We start from the raw sequence: 23,975 nt of genomic DNA, 5'->3' as shown, positions 1-23,975 counted from the left end.
CAGGCGCTCATGGTGATAGAGCCTGTATCGCCCGGCGCATCGGCGCATCGGGACAGTCCACAAGATCATAGGTGTTAGCAGGCTGGCTGGAAGGCGCAGGGAGGAGCGCGCAAGGGGTGGGTCCTTGACCGATCGGTCAGTCGCTGCTGCCGCGCCCTCCCATCGAACGCAACAGCAAGTCGTCGGTCACCGTCATGGTGAAGATGGGATCGGCGTCGGGCGGCACTTCGGCTATGGCATCGACGAAGGCGGCGCGGGTGTCGGGATCGTCATAGACCATCTTTTGATCGAAGGCCGTGCGCCAGGTCGCCTCGTCCGGCCATTCGGCATAGCCGACGAACCGTCCGTCCGCATCGCGATGCAGGCGCGAACCATAGCTGCCATATTTCTCGCGGATCAGGTCGGTTCCCCGGCGCCATGCCTTGCGGAACTGATCCTCCTTGCCGGGGTGGACGCGCCACCAATAGACCGCGACGAACATCGCCTCTCTCCTTCAGGGGAGAGAATGAACTGCGCGGCGGGGAGTTGCGACGAAAAAGAGCAAAGCGCCGTGTCCCTGCAAACCGCTGGAAGGAGACCAGTGGCGCGCCGGCACGGTCCAGACGGCAGGGACGGGCTCCCGCCTTCGCAGGAACCCGCCATTCCCTGACCCCTATCCTAGGAACATCAGAGAACCGACTGGCCGGTCTTCTCCCAATCCGCCAGGAAACCGGCAATGCCCTTCTCGGTCAGCACATGGTTGAACAGCGCCTTGATAACGGACGGAGGCGCGGTCATCACGTCGGCGCCGATCTTCGCGCTTTCCAGCACATGGATCGGGTGGCGCACGCTGGCCACCAGGATTTCCGTGTCGAACGCGTAATTGTCGTAGATCAGGCGGATATCCTCGATCAGCTTCATGCCGTCAAAGCCATTGTCGTCATGGCGCCCTACGAAGGGCGAGATGAAGCTTGCGCCCGCCTTGGCCGCCAGCAGCGCCTGATTCGCCGAGAAGCAGAGGGTGACGTTCACCATCACGCCCTCGCTGGTCAGCGCCTTGCAGGTCTTGAGACCATCGATGGTCAGCGGCACCTTGATGCAGACATTGTCGGCGATCTTCCGCAGGACGGCGGCTTCCTTCATCATCGTCTCATGGTCGAGCGCGACGACCTCTGCCGACACCGGGCCTTCGACGATGCCGCAGATTTCCTCCACCACTTCCAGGAACTTGCGGCCCGACTTGTGGATCAGCGAGGGGTTGGTGGTGACGCCGTCGAGCAGGCCGGTAGCGGCCAGTTCGCGGATTTCATTGGTGTCGGCGGTGTCGACGAAGAACTTCATGGGTCTGCTCCGGCAGAGGGGAAAGGGTCGAATCGCGTCTCCTTTAGCGGCTCCCTGACAGATTAGCCATTATTGCCGATGACTGGCCCTTTACCGGGCGCCCCGCGCACCATTATGACGGCGGCACCTTTCCAAAGGACCGATCCATGCTCCGCCGCCTGCGTCCCCGCCACATATTGGACGCGCTGATCTCTGCCGGCCTTCTGGCCGCCTCGCCCGCCCTTGCCGCCAGCCAGGAAAATCAGTTCTGGACGAGCGAATCGCTGGTCGTCCAGGCAAGCGACGCGGACATCGTGTCGCTCGACTTCAGCCAACGTTTCCGCGAGGCCTCCTCCGGTGGCGAGCAGCAGACTGCGCGCATCACGATCGACCACCGCATTGCAAAGGCGGTGCAGATCGGCGGCGGCATCGCCTTCTTCCGGTCCGACCCGGAGCAGGAAATGCGGCTGTTCCAGCAGGTGACCCTTAGCCGGGGCATTTGGCTGTCCCGCACCCGCATCGAGCAGCGCTTTTTCGATACGGCGGACAGGGCGAGCTGGCGGTTGCGGCAACGGGTGCAGGCTTCGGTCCCGCTGGATGCGGCGAAGCGGTGGACGCTGATCGCAGCAACCGAGTTGATGTTCCACCTGAACCGCGCCCGTCCCAATGACAAGCTGGGCCTTGCCGTCATGCGCAACCAGATTGGCCTGCGCCATCCGATCACCAGGGCGCTCGACGCGCAACTGCTCTACATGCGGCAGCAGAGCTTTCGCGACGGCCGCCCAGATGCGGTGGCGCATATCCCCTGGCTGACATTGAGCTGGAAGATCTGACGCTTCTTGGCCTTGCCTCCCCTGCCCGGCAGTTTAGGGAGGAGGCAATGAGTTCGCGCGCCCGTGTCATCCTGCTGAACGCCGCCCTGGGGCCCCTCGACTATCGCGTGCCGCACGGGATGGCCGTGAGGCCGGGCAGCGTCGTCGTGGCGCCGCTGGGGCCGCGCCAGATCGTCGGCGTCGTGTGGGAAGAGGACAGCTTCCCCGAGATAGAGACGGTGGGCGACAATCGCCTGCGCAATATCATGGCGGTCGTCGACGCGCCGCCCGTGCCCGAAACCGTGCGCCGCCTGATCGAATGGACGGCGGGTTATTATCTCGCCCCCATCGCCGCCGTCCTGCGCATGACGCTGGCCTCGATGGCGGCGCTGGAGGGCGCGCGCACCGTCATCGAATATCGCGCCACGGGCGACCTTCCGGACCGCATGACCGAACAGCGCGCCCAGGCGATGGAGCGCATCGGCGAGCGGCAGGGGCTGATCCGCGAACTGGCGATGATCGGCGGAGTCAGCGACGCGGTGATTCGCGGATTGGTAAAGGCCGGTGCCTTCGAAGCGGTGGAGGTTAGCGTCGACACGCCCTTCCCCGTGCCCGATCCCGATCACGCCCCGCCGCTGCTGTCGGACAAGCAGGGCGCCGCCGCCGACCAGTTCATCGCGGCCGTCAGGGACAGGGCCTTTGCTCCCTTCCTGCTCGACGGCGTGACCGGTTCAGGCAAGACGGAGGTCTATTTCGAGGCCATGGCCGCGACGATGAGGGAGGGTCGGCAGGTGCTGGTGCTGCTGCCCGAAATCGCGCTGACCGAACCCTTTCTGGAGCGGTTCGAAAAACGCTTCGGCACCGTACCGGTGAACTGGCACAGCGGCCTGCGCCAGAGCGAGCGGCGACGCGCCTGGCGAGCCATTGCGGCGGGCAAGGCGCCGGTCGTGGTCGGCGCCCGCTCGGCGCTGTTCCTGCCCTACCCCAATCTGGGCCTGATCGTCGTCGATGAAGCGCATGAGGCGAGCTTCAAACAGGAGGATGGCGTTCATTATCACGCGCGCGACGTGGCGGTGATGCGCGGCCTCATCGAGAAATTCCCGGTCATCCTCGCTTCCGCGACGCCCGCCATAGAAACGCGACATCAGGTGGAACTCGGCCGCTATCGCGAGATCAAACTGCCATCCCGTTTCGGCGGCGCGGCCATGCCGGAGATAGAGGGCATCAACCTGCTCACCGATCCGCCGGAGCGTGGCCGCTGGATCGCTCCGCCACTGGTCCGCGCCATTGACGAGACCATGGAGAAGGGCGAGCAGAGCCTGCTTTTCCTCAACCGCCGGGGCTATGCGCCGCTGACGCTCTGCCGCCATTGCGGCTATCGCTTCCAGTGCCCCAATTGCACCGCCTGGATGGTCGAGCACCGGCTGACCCACCGGCTGGCCTGCCATCATTGCGGCCATGTCATCCCCGCCCCGCGCTTCTGCCCGGAATGCAAGGAGGAGGATTCGCTCGTCGCCTGCGGGCCGGGGGTCGAGCGCATCGCGGACGAGGTGAAGGCGCTGTGGCCCAACGCCCGCACCGCCATCGTCACCTCCGACACGCTCTGGTCGCCCGCCAAGGTGGCCGAATTCGTGAAATCAGTGGAGGCAGGCGCCGTCGACATCATCATCGGCACGCAGCTCGTCACCAAGGGCTATCATTTCCCGAACCTGACGCTCGTGGGAGTGATCGACGCCGATCTGGGGCTGGAGGGTGGCGACCTGCGCGCGTCGGAGCGCACCTTCCAGCAGATCGTGCAGGTGGCGGGACGGGCCGGGCGCGGGCAGAAGCCAGGCCGCGTCTTCATCCAGACCCGCATGCCGGAGGCGGAGGTGATCAAGGCCCTGATCGCCGGCGATTCGGAGCGTTTCTACGAGGTGGAGACAAAGAATCGCCGCCACGCCAATGCCCCGCCCTTCGGCCGCTTCGCCGCGATCATCGTCTCCAGCGAGGAGGCGGACGAAGCCGCCGAGATCGCCCGGTTGATCGGCAAGTCAGCACCCCTGATCGACGGGATGCGCGTCTATGGCCCCGCCCCGGCTCCCTTGTCGGTGCTGCGTGGGCGCCATCGCCACCGCCTGCTGATCCACGCCACGCGGCAGGTCGACGTGCAAGGCGCCATTCGCGAATGGCTGGGCAATCTGACCTGGAAATCCGGGACACGCGTCGCGGTGGACGTCGACCCCTACAGCTTCATGTGATGGCCTGAGACCCCATGGAAAGTCCCTGCGTCAACATCTGCAAGCTGGACAAGGCCCGGCGCGTCTGCACCGGCTGCGGCCGGACAACGGACGAAATCCAGCGCTGGGCGGGCATGAGCAAAGCCCAGCGCCGCGCGATCATGGAGCGGTTGAAGGACCGCTGAAGCCCGATGATCCTGCGCCGGAGCGCGCCGATACTCAGCCCTTCTCCCTCTCCAGCAATCTCTTCTTGCGCTCCACCCCATAGGCGTAGCCGCCCAGGCTCCCATCGCTTCGCAACACCCGATGGCAGGGAATCAGCACCGCAAGAACATTGTCGCCGCAGGCCGTCCCGGCGGCCCGCACTGCGCCTGGCCGGCCGATGGCCGCCGCGATTTCGCCATAGGTGCGCGTCTCCCCCGGCGGAATCGCCCGCAACGCCGCCCATACCGCCTGCTGAAACGCCGTGCCGCTCACGTCGATCGGCAATTCCAGCGACTCGGCAGGTGCGTCGATCAGCCGGACAAGCTGGGCTGCCAGCGCCGAAAACGCCTCATCGGCGGGCAGGATTTCCGCCTTGGGAAAGCGGCGGCGCAAGTCCGCCTCATCTTCATCGAAACTGATCCGGCACAATCCCCGCTCCGTGCCGGCGACCAGCACTCTCCCCAGGCTGGTCTGCACCACCGCATGGCGAATCGCCACGCCCCGGCCGCCATGCTTCCAGGCGCTGGGCGTCATGCCCAGGTGCCGCTCCGCATCGGCATAGGCGCGGCTGGGGGCGTTATAGCCCGCTTCATAGATGGCGCCGGTGACGCTGCCGCCATCCTCCAGCGCGCTTTTCAACCGCTCAGTGCGCAGCGAGCGGGCGTAGGCGGCCGGCGTCATGCCCGTTTCCCGCCTGAACAGCCGGTGGAAATGATGCGGCGAATAGCCCGCATGCGCCGCCACCGCCTCCAGCGAAGGCGGGGTTTCGGCCGCGGCGATGAAGGCGACGGCCGCCTCCACCGCCAGCCGGTCGCGTCCCACTTCATCGGGGCGGCAACGCAGGCAGGCGCGGAAACCCGCCGCCCGCGCTGCCTCCGGGTCGGCCAGGAAGATCATGTTCTCCCGCCGCGGATGCCGCGCGGCACAACTGGGCTTGCAATAGATGCCGGTGGTCAGCACCGCTCCCACGAACCGCCCGTCAAAGCTGCGATCGCGGCGTAAAAACGCGTCCCAGCAGGCGTCGGCGTCAGGCACGGCATGGATCTGGGCTTCGATCTGTCTCATCTCGGTCATGGATAAGAGATAGCTTGCCCGAACGCATCAGGCTTCCTGCCGCTTGCGGTCAAAAAGCGGTTTCTGCGCTTTTTGCGCATTGCCTCTATCCCGCCATCGCATATGAATGCCGCCAGTCATGGTCGCATCATTCCGTCGCCTCGCCCCCTTCCTGGCCGCCCTGCTGGCTCTTGCCGGACCGACCGGCGTGCATGCCGAACAGCAGGACATTGCCGCCGCTGCCCGCGGCGTGGTCCGCGTCGTGCTGGTGGCGACCAACGGTTCCGACGCCTATTTCGTGGGCCACGGCAGCGGCTTTGCCGTCGCGCCGGACAAGATCATCACCAACGCCCATGTCGTCGAACTGACGCGCGAGGAAAAGGATCTCGTCATCGGCGTCATCCCTTCGGAGGGAACCAAGACCTATGGCGGCAAGATCATCGCCTTCTCGCCCGGCAACGACCTTGCGCTGATCCAGCTGGAGGAAGGCCATCTGCCGGTCAGCACCTTCTATGCCGGAGCGGTGAGCGACGGGCAGCATGTGACCGCCATCGGCTATCCGGGCACGGTCGACCGGGCGCAGGGGCTGGGCCTCAAGCAGTTGGTGGAACCGCTCGGCACGGTGAAGACCAGCGGCAATGTTTCCTCCGGCCGGGCCAGCCAGAATTTCGACACGGTGCTGCACACCGCGCCCCTGGCCGCCGGCAACAGCGGCGGACCGCTGATCGATGATTGCGGCCGGGTGCTGGGCGTCAACAGCTTCGGGTCTGTCTCCGACGGCAATGATGCGGAATTCGGATTCGCCGTGTCGTGGCGCGAAATCGCCTCCTTCCTGCGGCAGGCGGGCGTATCGTCGCTGCACACGATCGTTCCCTGCCGTTCGATGGCGGAGGCGGACGCCGCCGAATCCTCCCTGACCCAGCGGGAGCAAGCCAGGAGCGAGCAATCCGAGCGCGCCCGCGCGGACGCCCGCGAAGCGGCGCTGAACAAGGCGCGCGACACAGCCGAACGCGACGTCATCTCCGCGCGGGAGAACGCCATGGCGGGCGCCGCCGTGCTGCTGGCGCTGGCGGTGCTCGGGCTGGGCGCGGGCGGCCTGCTCTACAGCCAGGGACGGGAAAAGCGCGCGACCTGGTGGCTGGCCGGCGGCGGCATCCTGCTGTTCGCGGCAATCGGGCTGTTTTTCCTGAAGCCCAGCTTCTCCAGCATAGAGGAGCGCATCAAACTTCCGGAGGATTCGGGCGTCAACGGCAACGGCGCCTATGCCTGGGCGGGCGACAATATCTGCCGGGTGGACATGAACCGCAGCCGGCTTACCATATCCCAGCCCAATGACATCGGGTTCCACTGGGCCGAGGGCGGGTGCGTCGACGGAAACACCCAATATGTTTCCTCCGGCACAGGATGGCAGCGCGCATCCGTGCCCGATGATCATAATTTCGTGACCGTCAGCCGCTTCGATCCTGCGACGGGCACGCTCCGGGTCCAGCGCTGGCTGCCAGACATCGATACCATGGCGAAGGCCCGTGCACTAGGCGGCGGCGCGATCAAGGGGTGCGCGGGCGATCCTGCCCTGCTGGGAAAAATCGCAAGTCTGCAGAATGATCTTGCCGCCCTGCTTCCGGCCCAGCCCAACGAACGGATCGTCTACCATTGCCAAAAGGGTCGGCTCACCCCGGGCGAAGGGTGACGCCCGCCGCAGCCGGTCAACGATTCGGCCCATATTGAAACCCTGTCAAATCGCGATGATTTCATACTGACGGTCGAATCGCGTTCCATGGCTTGCATAGTCACAATCCCACTGCTAACCGGCCCCCCAACAGGGGATCGGGACGGACAGACCGGGCCCCCTTTTTGCATGACCGGCAATTCAAATTGCCTGGAATCAAGTGGAGGACGGTAAGCGCGTGGAGACGACCGGCGGTATTCAGGCCAGCCTCAGCGGCCGCTATGCGGTGGCGCTGTTCGATCTGGCCCGCGACGGCAAGACGCTCGACACCGTCGCGGCGAGCTTGGCTGCGCTCAAGGCGGCCCTGGCCGAATCGGCCGATTTCAAGGGTCTGGTGAACAACCCCGTCCTCAGCCGTGACGCAGCAGGCAAGACGATCGCCGCGGTCGCATCCTCCATGGGTCTCGACGCGCTGACCACGAATTTCCTGGGCGTGCTGGCCCAGAACCGCCGCCTTTCCCAGCTGCCCGCGATCATCCGCGCCTATGAAACGCTGCTGTCGAATCACAAGGGCGAGGTTCGCGCCGAAGTGACGAGCGCCCATCCGCTTGACGCCGGACAGGTCAGCGCCCTGCAGCAGGGCCTTCGCGCCCGCGTCGGCCGCGACGTCGCGCTCGATGCCAAGGTCGATCCCGCGATCCTGGGGGGGCTGGTCGTCAAGATCGGCAGCCAGATGATCGATTCCTCCATCCGCACCCGTTTGAATAGTCTCGCTTTGGCGATGAAAGGCTGAACATGGATATCAACGCCGCAGAAATTTCGAAGGTCATCAAGGACCAGATCGCCAATTTCGGCACCGAAGCGCAGGTGAGCGAAGTCGGTTCCGTGCTGACCGTGGGTGACGGCATCGCCCGCGTCCATGGCCTCGACAACGTCCAGGCGGGCGAAATGGTCGAGTTCGCCAATGGCGTGCAGGGCATGGCGCTCAACCTCGAAGCCGACAATGTCGGCGTCGTGATCTTCGGCTCGGACGCCGAGATCAAGGAAGGCGACACCGTCAAGCGCACCGGCACCATCGTGGACGTTCCCGTGGGCAAGGGCCTGCTCGGCCGCGTGGTCGACGGCCTCGGCAACCCGATCGATGGCAAGGGCCCGATCCAGTATACCGAACGCAAGCGCGTTGAAGTCAAGGCGCCCGGCATCATCCCCCGCAAATCGGTGCACGAACCCGTGCAGACCGGCCTGAAGGCGATCGACGCCCTCGTCCCCGTCGGCCGTGGCCAGCGCGAGCTGATCATCGGCGACCGCCAGACCGGCAAGACCGCCGTCGCGATCGATACCTTCATCAACCAGAAGGGCATCAACGCGGGCGACGATGAGAGCAAGAAGCTCTATTGCATCTACGTCGCGGTCGGCCAGAAGCGCTCGACCGTCGCGCAGATCGTGAAGCAGCTCGAAGAAAATGGCGCGATGGAATATTCCATCGTCGTCGCCGCGACCGCTTCGGAACCCGCTCCGCTCCAGTATCTGGCGCCCTATACCGGCGTCACCATGGGCGAATTTTTCCGCGACAACGGCATGCATGCCGTGATCGTCTATGACGACCTTTCCAAGCAGGCCGTCGCCTATCGCCAGATGTCGCTGCTGCTGCGCCGTCCTCCGGGCCGCGAAGCCTATCCCGGCGACGTCTTCTATCTCCACAGCCGCCTGCTGGAGCGCGCTGCGAAGATGAACGACGCCAATGGCAATGGCTCACTGACCGCGCTGCCGATCATCGAGACCCAGGCGGGCGACGTGTCGGCCTATATCCCGACCAACGTGATCTCGATCACCGACGGCCAGATCTTCCTCGAAACCAACCTCTTCTACCAGGGCATCCGTCCGGCCATCAACGTCGGCCTGTCGGTGTCGCGCGTCGGTTCCGCCGCGCAGACCAAGGCGATGAAGAAGGTGTCGGGCTCGATCAAGCTGGAGCTGGCCCAGTATCGCGAAATGGCGGCCTTCGCCCAGTTCGGTTCGGACCTCGACGCTTCGACCCAGAAGCTGCTGAACCGCGGTGCTCGCCTGACCGAGCTGCTCAAGCAGGCCCAGTTCTCGCCCCTGCCCTTCGAAGAGCAGACCGCGTCGATCTTCGCTGGCACCAACGGCTATCTCGACAGCGTGCCCGTCAAGGACGTGACCCGTTATGAAGAGCTGATGCTCGCCTATCTGCGTCACGACCATGCCGACGTGCTGGCCGCGATCCGCGACAGCAAGGACTTGGGTGACGAGCCCAAGGCCAAGCTGAAGGCCGCGCTCGACAGCTTCGGCAAGACCTTCGCCTAATATTTAGCCGTCACCCCAGCGAAAGCTGGGGTCTCAGGCCGGATAGGTCCGACCTGGGGGCGTGAGATGCCAGTCTGCGCTGGCATGACGGAACAGGATTGAACGAGACGGGACATGGCCAGCCTCAAGGAACTGAAGATCCGTATCGGGTCGGTTAAATCGACCCAGAAGATCACCAAGGCGAAGCAGATGGTCGCCGCCGCGAAGCTGCGCAAGGCGCAGGCCGCGGCTGAGGCTGCGCGCCCCTATTCCAGCCGCCTCGAAGCGGTCGTCGCCAGCCTCGCGTCGAAGATCGCCGGCGGTTCGGGCGAAGGCGCTTCCCCGCTGCTCGCCGGCACCGGTAAGGACGACGTGCATCTGCTGGTCGTCGCCAACTCCGACCGCGGCCTCGCCGGCGCGTTCAACGCGAATATCGTCAAGGCCGCCCGCGCCAAGGCGCAAGAACTGATCGACGCGGGCAAGACCGTCCGTTTCTACCTCATCGGTCGCAAGGGTCGCCCGGTCATCAACCGCACTTTCCCCGGCATGATCGTCGCCCAATATGACACGACGGGCGCCAAGGAGCCGGGCTATGCGCAGGCTGAAGCCATAGCGCACGAGCTGACCGACATGTATCTGAACGGCAAGTTCGACGTCGCGCACCTCTTCTTCTCGCGCTTCAAGTCGGCGCTCGCGCAGATCCCGACCGAGCAGCAGATCATCCCGGTCAAGATTCCCGAAGACGCCGACCGCAACGCCATCGGCGCGACGGTGGAGTATGAACCGAGCGAGGAAGCGATCCTCGACGACCTGCTGCCGCGCAACATCACGGTGCAGATTTTCAAGGCATTGCTGGAAAACAATGCGTCCGAACAGGGCGCGTCGATGACCGCCATGGACAATGCGACCCGCAATGCCGGCGACCTCATCAACAAGCTGACGATCCAGTATAACCGCAGCCGGCAGGCCGCGATCACCACCGAACTCGTCGAAATCATTTCGGGCGCCGAAGCCCTTTAAAGATCACGCACGCAAGGAAGCAGTCATGGCAACCACCAACAATGTAGGCCGCATCTCGCAGGTCATCGGCGCTGTCGTCGACGTGACCTTCCCCGATGCGGTGCCGTTCATTCTCTCGGCGCTGGAAACCAGCAACAACGGCCAGCGCCTCGTTCTGGAAGTCGCCCAGCATCTGGGTGAGAACACCGTCCGCACCATCGCGATGGACTCGACCGACGGCCTGACCCGCGGTCAGGAAGTCATCGACACCGGCGCGCAGATCCGCGTTCCCGTCGGCCCGGCCACCCTCGGCCGCATCCTGAACGTCGTCGGCGAGCCGATCGACGAGCGCGGCCCGGTGGAAACCACCCTCTCCGCCCCGATCCACGCCAAGGCTCCCGAGTTCGTCGACCAGTCGACCGACGCGTCGATCCTCGTCACCGGCATCAAGGTCATCGACCTTCTCGCCCCCTATGCGAAGGGCGGCAAGATCGGCCTGTTCGGTGGCGCGGGCGTGGGCAAGACCGTGCTCATCCAGGAACTGATCAACAATATCGCCAAGGGCCATGGCGGCACCTCGGTGTTCGCGGGCGTCGGTGAGCGTACCCGCGAGGGCAACGACCTTTATCACGAATTTCTCGACGCCGGCGTTATCGCCAAGGACGCCGACGGCAACGCAATCAGCGAAGGCTCCAAGGTGGCGCTGGTCTATGGCCAGATGAACGAGCCCCCGGGCGCCCGCGCCCGCGTCGCCCTGTCGGGCCTCACCATCGCGGAATATTTCCGCGACCAGGAAGGCCAGGACGTGCTGTTCTTCGTCGACAACATCTTCCGCTTCACCCAGGCGGGCGCTGAAGTGTCGGCCCTGCTTGGCCGTATCCCTTCGGCCGTGGGCTATCAGCCAACCCTCGCCACCGACATGGGCGCCCTTCAGGAGCGCATCACCTCGACCAACAAGGGTTCGATCACCTCGGTGCAGGCCGTGTACGTCCCCGCGGACGACTTGACCGACCCGGCACCGGCGACTTCGTTCGCGCACTTGGACGCCACCACCGTTCTCAACCGCGCCATTTCGGAACTGGGTATCTATCCGGCGGTCGACCCGCTGGACTCGACCAGCCGCGTTCTGGAACCCCGCGTCGTAGGGCAGGAGCATTATGAAACCGCCCGCGCGGTTCAGGCGATCCTGCAGAAGTACAAGTCGCTTCAGGACATCATCGCGATCCTCGGCATGGACGAGCTGTCCGAAGAGGACAAGCTCACTGTCGCCCGCGCCCGCAAGATCCAGAAGTTCCTGTCGCAGCCCTTCCACGTCGCCGAAGTCTTCACCGGCATCTCGGGCAAGTTCGTCCAGATCGAGGACACGGTGAAGTCGTTCAAGGCCGTGGTCGAAGGCGAATATGACCATCTGCCTGAAAACGCCTTCTACATGGTCGGCGGCATCGACGAAGCCGTCGAGAAGGCGAAGAAGCTGGCTGCCGAAGCCGCCTAAGCAACGCTCATGTCCCCCTCCCTCTTCATGGGAGGGGATTTAGGACTTCCCAAGAATGGCACTGCATTTCGAACTCGTGACCCCGGAAAAGCTCGTCCGCTCGGAAGAGGTCTATCAGGTGGTCGTCCCCGGCACCGATGGCGACTTCGGCGTGCTGGAGGGTCATGCACCCTTCATGTCGACCGTTCGCGACGGCGCGATCCAGATCTTCGCGTCGTCAGGCGCTGCACCGGAGGTCATTCCGGTTCGCGGCGGCTTCGCCGAGGTCAATGAAAAGGGCCTGACCGTCCTTGCGGAGCATGCGGGCTGACATCAGCCGCAGCGACATATGCTACAGAAGGGCCGTGCTCCAATCCGGAGCGCGGCCCTTCTTTTTTGCGCGTTTCCATCCTGCCTTCCCCGGCAAGACGACCCGTCGCCATTAGGCATTTATCAAAGTTTCCGCCTTATTCACCTTTTTCAGCCACAGCTGTGCCCCAGTCATTTCGGCGGAGAATTATGAGCGCGTTTGGACGGAAAAATGGACCTGCAGGCATCAAGCCAGGTTTCGGCCTCGCCCGACCGATGCAGGGGGGCGCGCCCAGGGAAGAGGTCAAGGGCGGCGAGCAATTCCCGCCCCTGGACATGACCGCCATCCCGACGGAAGCGCCGCTCGACCCGCTTTCCGCGCCCACCGGCCAGATGCAGCGCAACGCCGACGCGATGCAGCGTCTGTCGGATCGCGCCAATGCCGAACATGCCGCCGATGCCGGACCCCAGGGCTTCGAAGCCTCGGTCCACAAGATCAAGGAGCAGGTGCTTCCCCGCCTGCTGGAACGTGTCGACCCCGAAGCCGCCGCCACGCTGACCAAGGATGAACTGGCCGAGGAATTCCGCCCGATCATCATGGAGGTGCTGGCGGAACTGAAGCTGACCCTCAACCGCCGCGAACAATTCGCGCTGGAAAAGGTGCTGGTGGACGAACTGCTCGGCCTCGGCCCGCTGGAGGAACTGCTGGCGGATCCGGACGTCAGCGACATCATGGTCAATGGTCCTGAGCAGACCTATATCGAAAAGAAGGGCAAGCTCCAGATCGCGCCCATCAAGTTCCGCGACGAAGAACATCTGTTCCAGATCGCCCAGCGCATCGTGAACAAGGTCGGCCGCCGCGTCGACCAGACCACGCCGCTGGCCGACGCCCGCCTGCCCGACGGCAGCCGCGTGAACGTGATCGTACCGCCGCTGTCGCTGCGCGGCACGGCCATCTCGATCCGTAAATTCTCCGCCAAGCCGATCACCCTCGACATGCTCGCCCAATGGGGCGCGATGAGCCAGAAGATGTGCACGGCGCTCAAGATCGCAGGCGCCTGCCGCTTCAACATCGTCATCTCGGGCGGTACGGGTTCGGGCAAGACCACCATGCTCAACGCCCTGTCGAAGATGATCGACCCGGGCGAACGCGTGCTGACCATCGAGGACGCGGCCGAACTGCGCCTGCAACAGCCGCACTGGCTGCCGCTGGAAACACGCCCGCCGAACCTGGAGGGCCAGGGCGCGATCACCATCGGCGACCTTGTCAAGAACGCCCTGCGTATGCGCCCTGACCGCATCATCCTGGGCGAAATTCGTGGCGCGGAGTGTTTCGACCTGCTCGCCGCGATGAACACCGGCCATGACGGCTCCATGTGTACGCTCCACTCCAACTCCCCGCGCGAATGCCTGGGCCGTATGGAAAACATGATCCTGATGGGCGACATCAAGATCCCGAAGGAAGCGATTTCCAAGCAGATCGCCGACTCGGTCGACCTGATCGTGCAGGTGAAGCGCCTGCGCGACGGTTCGCGCCGCGTCACCAACGTCACCGAAGTCATCGGCATGGAAGGCGACGTGATCGTCACCCAGGAACTGTTCAAGTTCGAATATCATGACGAGGACGACAGCGGGAAGATCATCGGCGAATATCGATCCATGGGCCTGCGCCCCTACACGCTCGACAAGGCCCGGCAGTTCGGCTTCGACCAGCCTTTCCTGGAAGCCTGCCTGTAACGATCGGCGCCTCCAGTCGCTTCCAAGCGATCCGAACTGGCCGCCGACTCTGATATGCCGGGAAAGCAGGGAACCCGGATTGGGTTTGTAACAATGTGTTGCCGGCGGACATTTTCCGCCGGCCCGCTTGCGCAAGGCGCGCATCATCGGCACATCGGACGCTCTTCCCGCAAGAGAGGAATGCCGATGAACCGACTAGCCCGCGCCGCCCTGCTGCTGACCGGCCTGTCCCTGCCGCTGCTTCCCCTCGCCGCCCAGCATGCCCAGCATGCCCAGCATCAGGCAAATGATCCGATCACCGCTGCCGTTGCCTCGTCCAGCCGCACGCCCGCCAACGTCGCCCGCGACATCTATCGCCATCCGGCCGAAACGCTCGCCTTTTTCGGCGTGAAACCGGGCCAGACGGTGGTCGAATATGCGCCCAGCGGCGGTTGGTACACGGAGATATTGGCGCCCCTGCTGCGCGAGAAGGGCAAATTCTACGCGCTTCAGCCGACCGGCCGCTACCTGGACAGGTACAAGGCGTTCCTTGCGACAAAGCCCGCCGTCTATGACAAGGTTCAGCTGGTACCCTTCCCTGACCAGACCAGCCTCGTTCCGGCCGGCAGCGTCGACACGCTGCTGACCTTCCGCAACGTCCACAATATGGTGATGAACGGAACCGAAGCAGCGACGTTCAAGGCCTTTTTCAACCTGCTGAAGCCCGGCGGCACGCTGGGCATCGTCGACCATCGCCTACCTGAAACGCGCGATGTCGCGATGGAGAAGACGAGCGGATATCTCAAGGTTTCGACCATCCGCCATCTCGCCGAGGCCGCCGGCTTCCAATATGTCGGATCGTCGGAGGTCAACGCCAATCCCAGGGACAGCGCGGATTGGGAAAAGGGCGTTTGGACGCTCCCGCCGACCCTGAGCAATGGAGAGGTCGACAGGGCGAAATATCTCGCCATCGGCGAAAGCGACAGGATGACGCTCAAATTTCGCAAGCCGATGAAGTAGCGTCTCGCCCTGGACGGGGATAGTAGTTGCGCGCCGCATCTTCCCGGTTAAGGGGAAAAACGTGCCGCCCGCTTCCCCTTCCTGCCGTCCGCATCGTCCGTTCACGGCCATTGGCCTGCGACTGATAGCGGTCATCTGCCTGTCGATCATGTCGGTGACGATCAGGCTGGCCGACAGGCACGGCGTCCATTTGGTCGAATCGCTATTCTACCGGCAGGCGCTGGCCTTGCCTGTGGTGTTCGTCTGGATTGCCACGACGACAGGCATCGGATCGATCCGCACGCGGCGCATCGGCGTTCATGCCACGCGCATGGCGATCGGCATGACCGGCATGGCGCTCAATTTTCTCTCCTATATCCTGCTGCTGCCGGCGGAAGCGGCCACCATCGGTTTCACCATGCCGATCTTCGGCACCATATTGTCCGCGCTGATCCTGCGCGAGGCGACGGGCATCCACAGGTGGAGCGCCGTTCTGGCCGGCTTTGTCGGCGTTCTCATCATGGTCCGGCCAGACGCCGGCCATTTCCCCGCCATCGGCGTGGCGGTCGCACTTGGCGGCGCGTTCATCACCGCCAGCGTCAGCCTGATCCTGCGCGAATTGGGGCGAACGGAAAGCGCCGGGGTGATCGTCTTCTGGTTCACCCTGCTGTCCCTGCCGCCATTGGGCGTGGCCATGCTGTTCTATGGTCAGGCGCATGATGCCGTCACCTGGGGACTGCTGCTGCTGATCGGCGTAGCGGGCGGGATCGCGCAAATCTGCATGACGGCCGCCCTGCGCCAGGCGCCGGTTTCGGTGGTGCTGCCGATGGACTACAGTGCGATCATCTGGACGACGCTGCTCAGTTGGGCGATCTGGGGCAATTGGCCGATGGTGACGACCTGGGTGGGCGCGGCGCTGATCATCGGAAGCGGCCTGTACATCGCCTGGCGGGAACATGTCCGCGCCAGGCGCATGGCTCCAGCCTAGAGCAGTTCCGCGTCCAGGCTGATTTCCGCCTTCAGCAGCTTGGACACCGGACAATTGGCCTTCGCTACGGCCGCCAGTTCCTGAAAACGGGCATCGTCCACGCCGGCTATGCTCGCCTTCAGGCTCAACCTGCTCGCCGTGATGGCAAAGCCGCCATCCTGCTGTTCCAGCGTCACGACGGCATTGGTCTCCATCTTCTCCGCGGTCAGTCCAGCTTCGCCCAGAATCAGCGACAGGGCCATGGTGAAGCAGGAGGCATGCGCAGCCGCGATCAATTCCTCCGGATTGCTGCCCGGCACGCCCTCGAACCGCGTCGCAAAGCCATAGGGATAGGCGTCAAGCGCGCCACTCTGGGTCGAGATCGCACCCTTCCCATCCTTCAGCCCGCCGCTCCATACCGCCGATCCGCTGCGATTGATCTTCATGATCGTCCTCCTGTCTGCCTGCCGAGCTCGGGGAACCCTGCCGGTCCCCCTGGGTTCGGTCACCATAGCGCGATTTTTTCGCAGGAGAGTGACAATGTCTGACATGTCGAGGGAAAATCATGGCGACCTGATCGCATCCGACCGGGTCGAGGGCACCACAGTCTATAACCGGCAGGGCGAGCGGCTGGGCCATATCTCCAAATTCATGGTGGACAAGCGCAGCGGGCAGGTGCGCTATGCGGTCCTGTCTTTCGGCGGCTTTCTGGGCATGGGCACCGACCATTATCCGCTGCCCTGGTCGATGCTCAGCTACGACACGGACAGGGGCGGCTATGTAGTGGATCTCGCCCGGGACATATTGGACCAGGCGCCCCGGCATCTGCCCGACGAACGGCCGGATTACGACGACGCCTATGGCCGCAGCGTGTTCCATTATTATGGGCTGATCTACCCCTGGTGAGGAACATTCGGGCAGCGTCCCGCCGCGCAAAGGAGGTAGCCGGCGACGCCTTTGGCTAGATGAACGTCAGATGAATCGGGTTGCCTAGATTCCGACACATTTTGTCGCTTCCCCATTGTCTACTGGATAAATAGAATTATCTCTCCCTCGACAATAGGACGAGGATCTCACCATGGAGCGATTCGGACATTCGGGAGACGCGCGCCAACCGGTCGTGCTGACCATTCCCGGCCTCAACAATAGCGGGCCGGGCCATTGGCAGACACTATGGGAAAAGACGCGGGGCGATTGCGAGCGCGTCGACCTCGGTAGCTGGGCCAGCCCCAGCCGCAACAGCTGGGTCACGCGGCTGGATGCCGCGATCCGGGCGGCGAACGGCCCGATCATCCTGGCTGCGCACAGCCTGGGCTGCCTTGCGGTCGCCTGGTGGGGCGCCCTGCAGAGCCAGGCCTATGGCTGGCCCGTGACAGGCGCGTTGCTGGTGGCGCCGCCGGATTGTGACCGGATGGAAACGCCCGAGACGATCGGCGGCTTCGGCCCCACACCGCGCGCGCAGTTGCCCTTTCCATCGATCGTCGTGGCGAGCCGCAACGATCCCTATATTTTCTTCGAACGCGCCCACAGCATCGGCAAGAACTGGGGCAGCAGCTTTGTCGACGCGGGCTTTTGCGGCCATATCAATGCGGATTCGGGTCTGGGCGAATGGCGCTTCGGTCAGGCTCTTCTCGACAAGCTGATCGACAATGCACATGAGCAGGCCTCTGCAATGCGCCAGTTAAGGCCCGCCATCCCGCTCGCGCATCAGGAGCGACGATTGGCGGCATTGCGGGTCAACGGCTGAACTTTCTTCCAGGGCGCGACAAGGGAAACTTGAGCGCCCCTTATATTTGCTTTTTTGTCTATCGATACAGTTGAGATAAAGAGCGGCCAAGAGGTATTTATGAGTGAAAACCGATCGATCGAATTCGCCCGCAACGGCCACGGCGATGGGCAGCGCCACGACATAGCGGTCAGCATCGAAAAGGTGCGCAGCGTATTGGAGGCCCTTCGCTTCGGATCTGTCACGCTGACCGTCCATGATGCACGGGTGGTGCAGATCGACGTGACGGAAAAGACGCGCCTTACCGCCTGAAGCAAAGCGGGGGCGCAAGACTACAGGGTTGCTGAAAAAGGCCCGCCAAAGGGCTGAACAACAGGTGGCAAGGGGTGGGCCACATTTTCCATTCCCAGACCAGGGGCTTTGAGCGGATCACCGCAGAGGCCGCGATCAACATTCACCGGACATCCGGAAGGGGAATCATCATGATTGCGCGTTATCTGTTGCTCGCCAGCGTGGCGGGCGCATCCATCATCGCGTCCAGCGCACAAGCGCAGGATGCGTCTCAAACCTCTCCGCAATCCGCGGCGGACAGCGCAGAACAGGCATCCAGCGCCCGCGGCGAAGTGATCATCGTCACCGCCCGCCGCCGCGCCGAAACCGCGCAGGAGGTGCCGCTGGCGATCTCCGTCGTGCGCGGCGACAGCATCGAAGCGACCGGCAACTTCAACGTCGTGAAGCTTCAGCAACTCGCCCCGACGCTCCAGGTCTACACCACCAACCCGCGCAACACCTCCGTCAACATCCGTGGCCTGGGCGTGCCGTTCGGCCTTACCAGTGACGGGTTCGAACAGGGCGTGGGCATCTATGTCGACGACGTCTACAACTCGCGCGTCGCCGCTGCGACTTTCGACTTTCTCGACGTCAACCAGGTCGAAGTGCTGCGCGGCCCGCAGGGCACGCTCTACGGCAAGAACACGACCGCCGGCGCGATCAACATCACGACCAACCAGCCGACTTTCAATTTCGAGGGCCGCGCCGAACTCAGCGTCGGCAATCTGGGCCTCAAGCAGGCGAAAGCCGCCGTTTCGGGACCGCTGTCGGACACCATCGCCGCGCGCATCGCGATCGCCTCGACCAGCCGCCGCGGCACGATCTACAATGTGACGTCGGACCGCTGGATCAATGAGCAGGACAATCTGGGCATTCGCGGCCAGCTGCTGTTCCAGCCGAACGATGACTTCAGCCTGACCCTGTCGGGCGATTACAGCCGGCAAAACCCGGAATGCTGCGGCACCGTCTTCGTGCGCGTCGGCACGACGCAGCGCCCGCTCACCCGCCAATATGACGCGCTCGCCGCCGCGCAGGGCTATGTGGTCCCCAGCCGCAATCCCTATGACCGCTTGACCGACCTTGATTCGGAACTGAATGCGGGCAACAAGATCGGCGGCGTCTCGGCCCGCATCAAATGGAATGTCGGCCCCGGCACGCTGACGTCGGTCACCGCCTGGCGCTTCTGGGACTGGAAGCCTGCGAACGACCGCGACTTCACCGGCCTGCCGATTGTCTCGCTGTCGCAGAACCCCTCGCAGCAGGACCAGTATAGCCAGGAATTCCGCTATAATTACGAAAGCAGGAAGGTCGACTTCGTCGTCGGCCTGTTCGGCTTCAAGCAGCGGATAGACACGCAGGGCACCGAACAGCAGGGCGCTGCAGCCAGCAAGTGGAACCTCACGGGCGCGAATGCGAACAACCCGAGCATTCTGCAGGGGTTGACCGCAACCAACACGCAATGGCTGAAGAGCGAAAGCGCGGCGCTGTTCGGCCAGCTTAGCTGGAAAGTCACCGATGCCCTGACCATTCAGCCGGGCGCGCGCCTCAACTATGACAAGAAGTCGGGCTTCTATCAGCGGGTCGTGACCACCGGTACGGGTGCGGTCATCACCAGCTGCGCTCCCTCGGCAACGGCCGGCAATCCGGTGCTGACCGCCCAATGCGGCATCTACCAGCCGCAGGTCAGCGCACCTTCCGACAGCGCCTGGAACTTCACCTACGACTTCAACGTCAACTACAAGATCGCGCCCGACATCCTGGCCTATGCGACCTATGCCAAGAGCTTCAAGACGCTGGGCATCAATCAGAACGGCCTGCCGCTCAATTCCGACAACACCGTCAACTATGCCGCCGGCACGGTGAAGCCGGAATCGGTCAATCATTTCGAAGTGGGCCTCAAGACCCAGTTCTGGAACCGTCGCGCGACCTTCAACCTCACCGCCTTCCGCACCGAGATCAAGGATTTCCAGGCGACGGTGAATGGCGGACAGTTCGGCACGACGCGCGGCTATCTCGCCAATGCCGACAAGGTCCGGTCGCAGGGTATCGAGGCCGACTTCAAGATCGTCGCCAGCGACCGCTTCACCGCTTATGCGAACGGCGCCTATACCGACGCCAAATATGTGAAGTTCTGCAACGCGCCGCCACCGCCGGAACTGGCTGGCGGATCAAGCACTGGCATTGTGGTGACCGGCCGTTACTCCTACACCGGCACGCCTGGCCCCGCCGCTACGGCCAGCCAGGTCAGCCCGCCCTTCGTCGACATTTCCGGCGAGCGTCTGCCCGGCGTGTCGAAATGGGCCTTCTCCTACGGCGCGGAATATAATATTCCGCTGACGTTGCTCGACAAGGACGGCCAGCTCTATGTCGGCGTGGACGGCAACTATCGTTCACACTGGAACTCCAACGCCACGCCGTCGATCTATACGGAGGTGAAGGGCTACGCCCTCACCAACTTCCGCGCCGGCTTCCGGGGTGACGGCTTCGATGTCTTCGGCTGGGTCCGCAACGCCTTCGACGTCAACTATATCGACAATCTTCAGGTAGCCCCCGGCAACACCGGCCTTATCGCCGGCACGCCCGGCGACCCAAGGACCTGGGGCGGAACGATCAAATTTTCCTTCTGAACCTCTGGACACTCAAGCGAGGTTCACCCCCTGCGGGAGCGACACGGCCCTGTCGCTCCCGTATTTTTGGGTGGTGCTCCTGTGAAGACATGGGCGATTTCCGGTCAGCTGGCATCATCTGACGGTCGGGAAATCGGCATGGAAGGAAACAAGAGAGCGATCGGCCTCATCCAATCAGATCGAAAAACCCCACTTATGCCAAATATGTGGCATGATTTGCGCCCTGCGCCCCGCTGCGTTACAGCGCAGCCATGTCCACGACCTTCACGCTCGACACGTCGACCAGCCGCGCCAATCCGACGCCCGCGCCGATGAAGCGCCTGACGGTGCCCGCCATCCAGCGCCGCAAGTTCGAAGGGAAGACGCAGGAACCGCTGGTGATGCTCACCGCCTACACCGCGCGGCAGGCGCAACTGCTCGACTCGCATTGCGACATGCTGCTGGTGGGTGATTCGCTGGGGCAGGTGATCTATGGCCTCCCCTCCACCCTGCCCGTCACGCTCGACATGATGATCGCCCATGGCGCCGCCGTGGTGCGCGGCAGCTATCACAGCGTCGTGCTGGTCGACATGCCCTTCGGCAGCTACGAAGCCTCCCCGCAACAGGCCTTTGCCAGCGCCAGCCGCGTCATGGCGGAAACTGGTTGCGCGGCCGTCAAGCTGGAGGGCGGGGTCGCCATGGCGGAAACCATCAGCTTCCTCAGCCAGCGCGGCATTCCGGTCATGGCGCATATCGGCCTCACCCCGCAGGCGGTAAACGCGCTGGGCGGCTATGGCGCGCGCGGCAAGAGCCAGGAGGAGCATGCGAAGATCATCGCCGACGCCCGCGCCGTGGCGCAGGCCGGCGCCTTCGCCATGGTGCTGGAGGGCGTGATGGAAGACATCGCCATCACCGTCACCGACAGCGTCGACGTGCCAGTGATCGGCATCGGCGCTTCGGCCCATTGCGACGGGCAGGTGCTGGTGGCGGAGGACATGCTGGGCATGTTCGATCGCGTGCCCCGCTTCGTGAAGCGCTATGAAAATATCGCGGAAACCATCGAAAAGGCCGCTGCCCAATATGCGGCGGATGTCCGAAACCGGCACTTTCCAACCGAAGATCAGGTCTATCGGCCCAAAAAGTGATTTGCGCGAAGCAATAGCGCCGCTAATGATCGCGCCTTCCGCCTGCCTTTTCTGATGAATTTCTGGAGACCCAAGTGGCCCTGACGCCGCAAAACAGCGAAGCCTTTATGCGCGAGGTCGACGAGGCCGTCCGGCAGGACCAGTTGCTGACCTTCTGGCAGCGCTTTGGCCGCTGGATCGTCGCGGCGGTGATCATCGGCCTCGCTGCCTTCGGCGGCTGGCTCTATTGGCAGCATTACACCAGGACGCAATCGCAGGCGGTGTCCGAGGAAATGGACAAGGTGATCGCTACCGCCGTCGGCGGCGGCACCCCTGATGCGAAGGAACTGGACAAGCTCACCCAGGCGAGCCAGCCCGGCTTTCGCGCCTCCGCGTTGCTGGTGAAGGCGGGCGCCGCCGCGCGCAAGGGCGACAGCAAGGCCGCGATCGCCGCCTATAAGGCGATGGCCGATGACAGTTCGCTCGACCAGCCCTATCGCGACCTCGCCCTCATCCGTCAGACCACGCTCGAATATGAAAGCCTGGCTCCGCAACAGGTGATCGACAGGCTGAAGCCCCTCGCCGTGGAGGGCGCGCCCTGGTTCGGCAGCGCCGGGGAACTGGTCGCCATCGCTTATATGAAGATGCGCAAGCCCGACCTTGCCGGGCCGCTGTTCGCCGCCATGGCGAAGGACAGGAACGTGCCCCAGTCGATCCGTTCACGCGCGCGACAGATGGCGGGCTTATTGGGTGTGGACGCAGTCGAAACGCCGGTTGTGGCCGGACAGGAATGATTGGGCGCATGGGAATGCACAGCATGACGAAATTTTCTGGCGCCAGCCGCGCCCTGACCGTTGCCATGATGATCGCCCTGCTCGCAGGTTGCGGCATTGTTGGCGGCAAGAAGGGCGGGCCCAAGACCCCCGTGGTCGGCAAGCGCACCTCGATCCTCAGCAATGAACAGGGGGTGGAGGTCGACCCGACGCTGGCCGACGTGCCGGTGACCCTGCCCGAACCCTATGTGAACGATCAATGGTCGCAGCCGGGCGGCAGCCCCGCCAAGACCATGGGCAATCTGGCGCTCGGGGCGTCCCCCTCGCAAGCCTGGACCACCTCCATCGCCGGCAGCACGCCCCAGGCCCGCCTGGCGTCCAGTCCGGTGGTCGTGGGCGGCAAGCTCTATGTGATCGACGCTGACGCGCGGGTAATCGCCTTCGACGCGAACAGCGGCGCGAAGCTCTGGCAAACCGCCCTCCCTGCCGAAGGCAGCGGCCGCGCCCTGTTCGGCGGCGGCGTCAGCGTGGTGGACGGAAAGCTCTATGCCAGCACCGGCGTGGGCGATGTCGCCGCGATGGATGCGAATACAGGCGCTGTCCTGTGGAAGAAGCGCCCCGGCGGCCCGCTGCGGGGCGCGCCAACGCTCGCCAACGGCCATGTCTATGTGATGGGCCAGGACAATCAGATCTTCGCCCTCAACCAGAGCGATGGCGAAGTGCAGTGGACGGACAGCGGCACGCTGCAGGTCACCGGCATTTTCGGCGTCGCCGCGCCGGCCGCCGCGCAGGGCACGGTGATCGCGGGCTACAGTTCGGGCGAACTCACCGCCTATCGTTATGAAAATGGCCGGACGCTGTGGGGCGATGCGCTTTCGCGCACCAGCATTTCCACGGCCGTCGCCACTCTCACCGACATTGATGCTGATCCGGTTATCGATCGCGGCCGGGTGTTCGCCATTGGTCAGGGCGGCCGCATGGCGAGCTATGAACTGGTGAGCGGCCAGCGGCTTTGGGAAATCAACATCGCCGGCATCTCGACGCCTGCGGTCGTGGGCGAATGGGTGTTCGCGGTGACCAGCGACGCCAAATTGCTCTGCGTCGCCCGCGCCACCGGCAAGATCCGCTGGATCAGCCAGCTTCGCCGCTGGCAGAAGGAAAAGAAGAAGGACAAGGCCATCCGCTGGAGCGGACCGGTGCTGGCTGGCGGCCGCCTGATCCTGGTATCGACCCATGGCGACCTCAACTATGTCGATCCGACGACCGGCAAGGTCCAGGCCGAAGTCGACCTGAAGAAATCCATGTCGCTGTCGCCGGTCGTCGCGAACAACACGCTTTATATCCTGGCGGACGATGGAAAGCTGACGGCGTTTCGCTGACGCCATCGATAATGCT

At 64.1% G+C, this 23,975-nt stretch carries 23 protein-coding genes; 19 read left to right on the top strand and 4 right to left on the bottom strand.

Features of this window, described 5'->3' with window-relative positions; genetic code table 11:
* Nucleotides 1–136 precede the first annotated feature (136 nt).
* Together MRBLMC3_RS14980 and fsa are read right to left on the bottom strand one after the other, a co-directional pair.
* Nucleotides 137–481 (bottom strand): antibiotic biosynthesis monooxygenase family protein, encoded by a 345-nt coding sequence (locus tag MRBLMC3_RS14980; protein ID WP_363830073.1) that lies wholly within the window; start codon nucleotides 479–481, stop codon nucleotides 137–139.
* Nucleotides 482–666: 185 nt separating this feature from the next.
* The gene (fsa, locus tag MRBLMC3_RS14975; RefSeq protein WP_363737217.1) at nucleotides 667–1,320 is read right to left on the bottom strand and encodes a fructose-6-phosphate aldolase; all 654 of its coding nucleotides are present in this window, start codon (nucleotides 1,318–1,320) and stop codon (nucleotides 667–669) included.
* A gap of 146 nt (nucleotides 1,321–1,466) precedes the next feature.
* Between fsa and MRBLMC3_RS14970 the strand changes: the two genes are divergently transcribed.
* Genes MRBLMC3_RS14970 through MRBLMC3_RS14960 form a run of 3 tightly spaced genes read left to right on the top strand, consistent with a single transcriptional unit; the run spans nucleotide 1,467 to nucleotide 4,515 of the window.
* The gene (locus MRBLMC3_RS14970) at nucleotides 1,467–2,132 is read left to right on the top strand and encodes a DUF2490 domain-containing protein (protein ID WP_363830070.1); all 666 of its coding nucleotides are present in this window, start codon (nucleotides 1,467–1,469) and stop codon (nucleotides 2,130–2,132) included.
* Nucleotides 2,133–2,179: 47 nt separating this feature from the next.
* Nucleotides 2,180–4,351 (top strand): primosomal protein N', encoded by a 2,172-nt coding sequence (locus tag MRBLMC3_RS14965; RefSeq protein ID WP_363830067.1) that lies wholly within the window; start codon nucleotides 2,180–2,182, stop codon nucleotides 4,349–4,351.
* A 14-nt stretch (nucleotides 4,352–4,365) separates the two neighbouring features.
* Nucleotides 4,366–4,515: a DUF1289 domain-containing protein gene (locus MRBLMC3_RS14960; RefSeq protein ID WP_363756038.1), complete on the top strand. Its 150-nt coding sequence runs from the start codon at nucleotides 4,366–4,368 to the stop codon at nucleotides 4,513–4,515.
* A 34-nt stretch (nucleotides 4,516–4,549) separates the two neighbouring features.
* Here the strand turns inward: MRBLMC3_RS14960 and ada are convergent, their stop codons facing one another.
* A complete protein-coding gene (gene ada, locus MRBLMC3_RS14955) occupies nucleotides 4,550–5,608 on the bottom strand; it encodes a bifunctional DNA-binding transcriptional regulator/O6-methylguanine-DNA methyltransferase Ada (protein WP_363830064.1) in 1,059 nt (352 codons plus the stop codon).
* A gap of 118 nt (nucleotides 5,609–5,726) precedes the next feature.
* Between ada and MRBLMC3_RS14950 the strand changes: the two genes are divergently transcribed.
* The 9 genes from MRBLMC3_RS14950 (at nucleotide 5,727) to MRBLMC3_RS14910 (ending at nucleotide 16,042) form a co-directional block, all read left to right on the top strand.
* Nucleotides 5,727–7,277, top strand: a complete 1,551-nt coding sequence (locus MRBLMC3_RS14950) for a S1C family serine protease (protein WP_363830061.1) — start codon at nucleotides 5,727–5,729, stop codon at nucleotides 7,275–7,277.
* 217 nt (nucleotides 7,278–7,494) lie between these two features.
* Entirely contained in the window at nucleotides 7,495–8,049 is a 555-nt protein-coding gene (locus MRBLMC3_RS14945) for a F0F1 ATP synthase subunit delta (RefSeq protein WP_133653031.1), read from the top strand.
* Between the two features lie 2 nt (nucleotides 8,050–8,051).
* Nucleotides 8,052–9,581: a F0F1 ATP synthase subunit alpha gene (atpA, locus tag MRBLMC3_RS14940; protein WP_363737223.1), complete on the top strand. Its 1,530-nt coding sequence runs from the start codon at nucleotides 8,052–8,054 to the stop codon at nucleotides 9,579–9,581.
* A 114-nt stretch (nucleotides 9,582–9,695) separates the two neighbouring features.
* Complete coding sequence (locus MRBLMC3_RS14935; protein ID WP_363830058.1) at nucleotides 9,696–10,580, top strand: F0F1 ATP synthase subunit gamma; 885 nt, start codon at nucleotides 9,696–9,698, stop codon at nucleotides 10,578–10,580.
* 25 nt (nucleotides 10,581–10,605) lie between these two features.
* On the top strand, nucleotides 10,606–12,051 hold the full coding sequence (gene atpD, locus MRBLMC3_RS14930) for a F0F1 ATP synthase subunit beta (RefSeq protein ID WP_363737226.1): 1,446 nt from the start codon (nucleotides 10,606–10,608) through the stop codon (nucleotides 12,049–12,051).
* Nucleotides 12,052–12,106: 55 nt separating this feature from the next.
* Nucleotides 12,107–12,361 carry an ATP synthase F1 subunit epsilon gene (locus tag MRBLMC3_RS14925; RefSeq protein WP_133652903.1) on the top strand — a complete coding sequence of 85 codons (255 nt, stop codon included), beginning with the start codon at nucleotides 12,107–12,109 and terminating at the stop codon, nucleotides 12,359–12,361.
* A 188-nt stretch (nucleotides 12,362–12,549) separates the two neighbouring features.
* The gene (locus MRBLMC3_RS14920; protein WP_363737227.1) at nucleotides 12,550–14,076 is read left to right on the top strand and encodes a CpaF family protein; all 1,527 of its coding nucleotides are present in this window, start codon (nucleotides 12,550–12,552) and stop codon (nucleotides 14,074–14,076) included.
* Between the two features lie 186 nt (nucleotides 14,077–14,262).
* Entirely contained in the window at nucleotides 14,263–15,075 is an 813-nt protein-coding gene (locus MRBLMC3_RS14915) for a class I SAM-dependent methyltransferase (protein WP_363830056.1), read from the top strand.
* Between the two features lie 61 nt (nucleotides 15,076–15,136).
* On the top strand, nucleotides 15,137–16,042 hold the full coding sequence (locus MRBLMC3_RS14910) for a DMT family transporter (protein WP_363737229.1): 906 nt from the start codon (nucleotides 15,137–15,139) through the stop codon (nucleotides 16,040–16,042).
* On the opposite strand, the gene MRBLMC3_RS14905 is transcribed toward MRBLMC3_RS14910, so the two are convergent.
* Nucleotides 16,039–16,467: an OsmC family protein gene (locus MRBLMC3_RS14905; protein ID WP_133652899.1), complete on the bottom strand. Its 429-nt coding sequence runs from the start codon at nucleotides 16,465–16,467 to the stop codon at nucleotides 16,039–16,041. The two genes, MRBLMC3_RS14910 and MRBLMC3_RS14905, sit on opposite strands and share 4 nt — an antisense overlap.
* Before the next feature lie 94 nt (nucleotides 16,468–16,561).
* Between MRBLMC3_RS14905 and MRBLMC3_RS14900 the strand changes: the two genes are divergently transcribed.
* From MRBLMC3_RS14900 to MRBLMC3_RS14870, 7 genes are all read left to right on the top strand, one after another.
* On the top strand, nucleotides 16,562–16,927 hold the full coding sequence (locus tag MRBLMC3_RS14900; protein WP_363830053.1) for a PRC-barrel domain-containing protein: 366 nt from the start codon (nucleotides 16,562–16,564) through the stop codon (nucleotides 16,925–16,927).
* Between the two features lie 172 nt (nucleotides 16,928–17,099).
* Complete coding sequence (locus tag MRBLMC3_RS14895; RefSeq protein ID WP_363830050.1) at nucleotides 17,100–17,768, top strand: RBBP9/YdeN family alpha/beta hydrolase; 669 nt, start codon at nucleotides 17,100–17,102, stop codon at nucleotides 17,766–17,768.
* 99 nt (nucleotides 17,769–17,867) lie between these two features.
* Nucleotides 17,868–18,059, top strand: a complete 192-nt coding sequence (locus MRBLMC3_RS14890; protein WP_363830047.1) for a YezD family protein — start codon at nucleotides 17,868–17,870, stop codon at nucleotides 18,057–18,059.
* 170 nt (nucleotides 18,060–18,229) lie between these two features.
* Nucleotides 18,230–20,704, top strand: a complete 2,475-nt coding sequence (locus tag MRBLMC3_RS14885) for a TonB-dependent receptor (protein ID WP_363830045.1) — start codon at nucleotides 18,230–18,232, stop codon at nucleotides 20,702–20,704.
* Nucleotides 20,705–20,955: 251 nt separating this feature from the next.
* Nucleotides 20,956–21,828: a 3-methyl-2-oxobutanoate hydroxymethyltransferase gene (panB, locus tag MRBLMC3_RS14880; RefSeq protein ID WP_363737234.1), complete on the top strand. Its 873-nt coding sequence runs from the start codon at nucleotides 20,956–20,958 to the stop codon at nucleotides 21,826–21,828.
* A gap of 74 nt (nucleotides 21,829–21,902) precedes the next feature.
* Nucleotides 21,903–22,601, top strand: a complete 699-nt coding sequence (locus MRBLMC3_RS14875) for a tetratricopeptide repeat protein (RefSeq protein WP_363737235.1) — start codon at nucleotides 21,903–21,905, stop codon at nucleotides 22,599–22,601.
* A gap of 14 nt (nucleotides 22,602–22,615) precedes the next feature.
* On the top strand, nucleotides 22,616–23,959 hold the full coding sequence (locus MRBLMC3_RS14870) for a PQQ-binding-like beta-propeller repeat protein (RefSeq protein ID WP_414714656.1): 1,344 nt from the start codon (nucleotides 22,616–22,618) through the stop codon (nucleotides 23,957–23,959).
* Nucleotides 23,960–23,975: the final 16 nt, after the last annotated feature.

It is taken from the genome of Sphingobium sp. LMC3-1-1.1 (assembly GCF_040676285.1).
Taxonomy (GTDB): Bacteria; Pseudomonadota; Alphaproteobacteria; order Sphingomonadales; family Sphingomonadaceae; genus Sphingobium.
The sequence above is the reverse complement of the archived record's forward strand: the minus strand, read 5'-3'. Positions and strand labels throughout refer to the sequence as shown.

Coding starts and splice junctions, on each gene's coding strand:
- MRBLMC3_RS14980 (WP_363830073.1), bottom strand. CDS start 481: ATGTTCGTCGCGGTCTATTGGTGGCGCGTCCACCCCGGCAAGGAGGAT.
- fsa (WP_363737217.1), bottom strand. CDS start 1,320: ATGAAGTTCTTCGTCGACACCGCCGACACCAATGAAATCCGCGAACTG.
- MRBLMC3_RS14970 (WP_363830070.1), top strand. CDS start 1,467: ATGCTCCGCCGCCTGCGTCCCCGCCACATATTGGACGCGCTGATCTCT.
- MRBLMC3_RS14965 (WP_363830067.1), top strand. CDS start 2,180: ATGAGTTCGCGCGCCCGTGTCATCCTGCTGAACGCCGCCCTGGGGCCC.
- MRBLMC3_RS14960 (WP_363756038.1), top strand. CDS start 4,366: ATGGAAAGTCCCTGCGTCAACATCTGCAAGCTGGACAAGGCCCGGCGC.
- ada (WP_363830064.1), bottom strand. CDS start 5,608: ATGACCGAGATGAGACAGATCGAAGCCCAGATCCATGCCGTGCCTGAC.
- MRBLMC3_RS14950 (WP_363830061.1), top strand. CDS start 5,727: ATGGTCGCATCATTCCGTCGCCTCGCCCCCTTCCTGGCCGCCCTGCTG.
- atpA (WP_363737223.1), top strand. CDS start 8,052: ATGGATATCAACGCCGCAGAAATTTCGAAGGTCATCAAGGACCAGATC.
- MRBLMC3_RS14935 (WP_363830058.1), top strand. CDS start 9,696: ATGGCCAGCCTCAAGGAACTGAAGATCCGTATCGGGTCGGTTAAATCG.
- atpD (WP_363737226.1), top strand. CDS start 10,606: ATGGCAACCACCAACAATGTAGGCCGCATCTCGCAGGTCATCGGCGCT.
- MRBLMC3_RS14925 (WP_133652903.1), top strand. CDS start 12,107: ATGGCACTGCATTTCGAACTCGTGACCCCGGAAAAGCTCGTCCGCTCG.
- MRBLMC3_RS14920 (WP_363737227.1), top strand. CDS start 12,550: ATGAGCGCGTTTGGACGGAAAAATGGACCTGCAGGCATCAAGCCAGGT.
- MRBLMC3_RS14915 (WP_363830056.1), top strand. CDS start 14,263: ATGAACCGACTAGCCCGCGCCGCCCTGCTGCTGACCGGCCTGTCCCTG.
- MRBLMC3_RS14905 (WP_133652899.1), bottom strand. CDS start 16,467: ATGAAGATCAATCGCAGCGGATCGGCGGTATGGAGCGGCGGGCTGAAG.
- MRBLMC3_RS14900 (WP_363830053.1), top strand. CDS start 16,562: ATGTCTGACATGTCGAGGGAAAATCATGGCGACCTGATCGCATCCGAC.
- MRBLMC3_RS14895 (WP_363830050.1), top strand. CDS start 17,100: ATGGAGCGATTCGGACATTCGGGAGACGCGCGCCAACCGGTCGTGCTG.
- MRBLMC3_RS14890 (WP_363830047.1), top strand. CDS start 17,868: ATGAGTGAAAACCGATCGATCGAATTCGCCCGCAACGGCCACGGCGAT.
- MRBLMC3_RS14885 (WP_363830045.1), top strand. CDS start 18,230: ATGATTGCGCGTTATCTGTTGCTCGCCAGCGTGGCGGGCGCATCCATC.
- panB (WP_363737234.1), top strand. CDS start 20,956: ATGTCCACGACCTTCACGCTCGACACGTCGACCAGCCGCGCCAATCCG.
- MRBLMC3_RS14870 (WP_414714656.1), top strand. CDS start 22,616: ATGCACAGCATGACGAAATTTTCTGGCGCCAGCCGCGCCCTGACCGTT.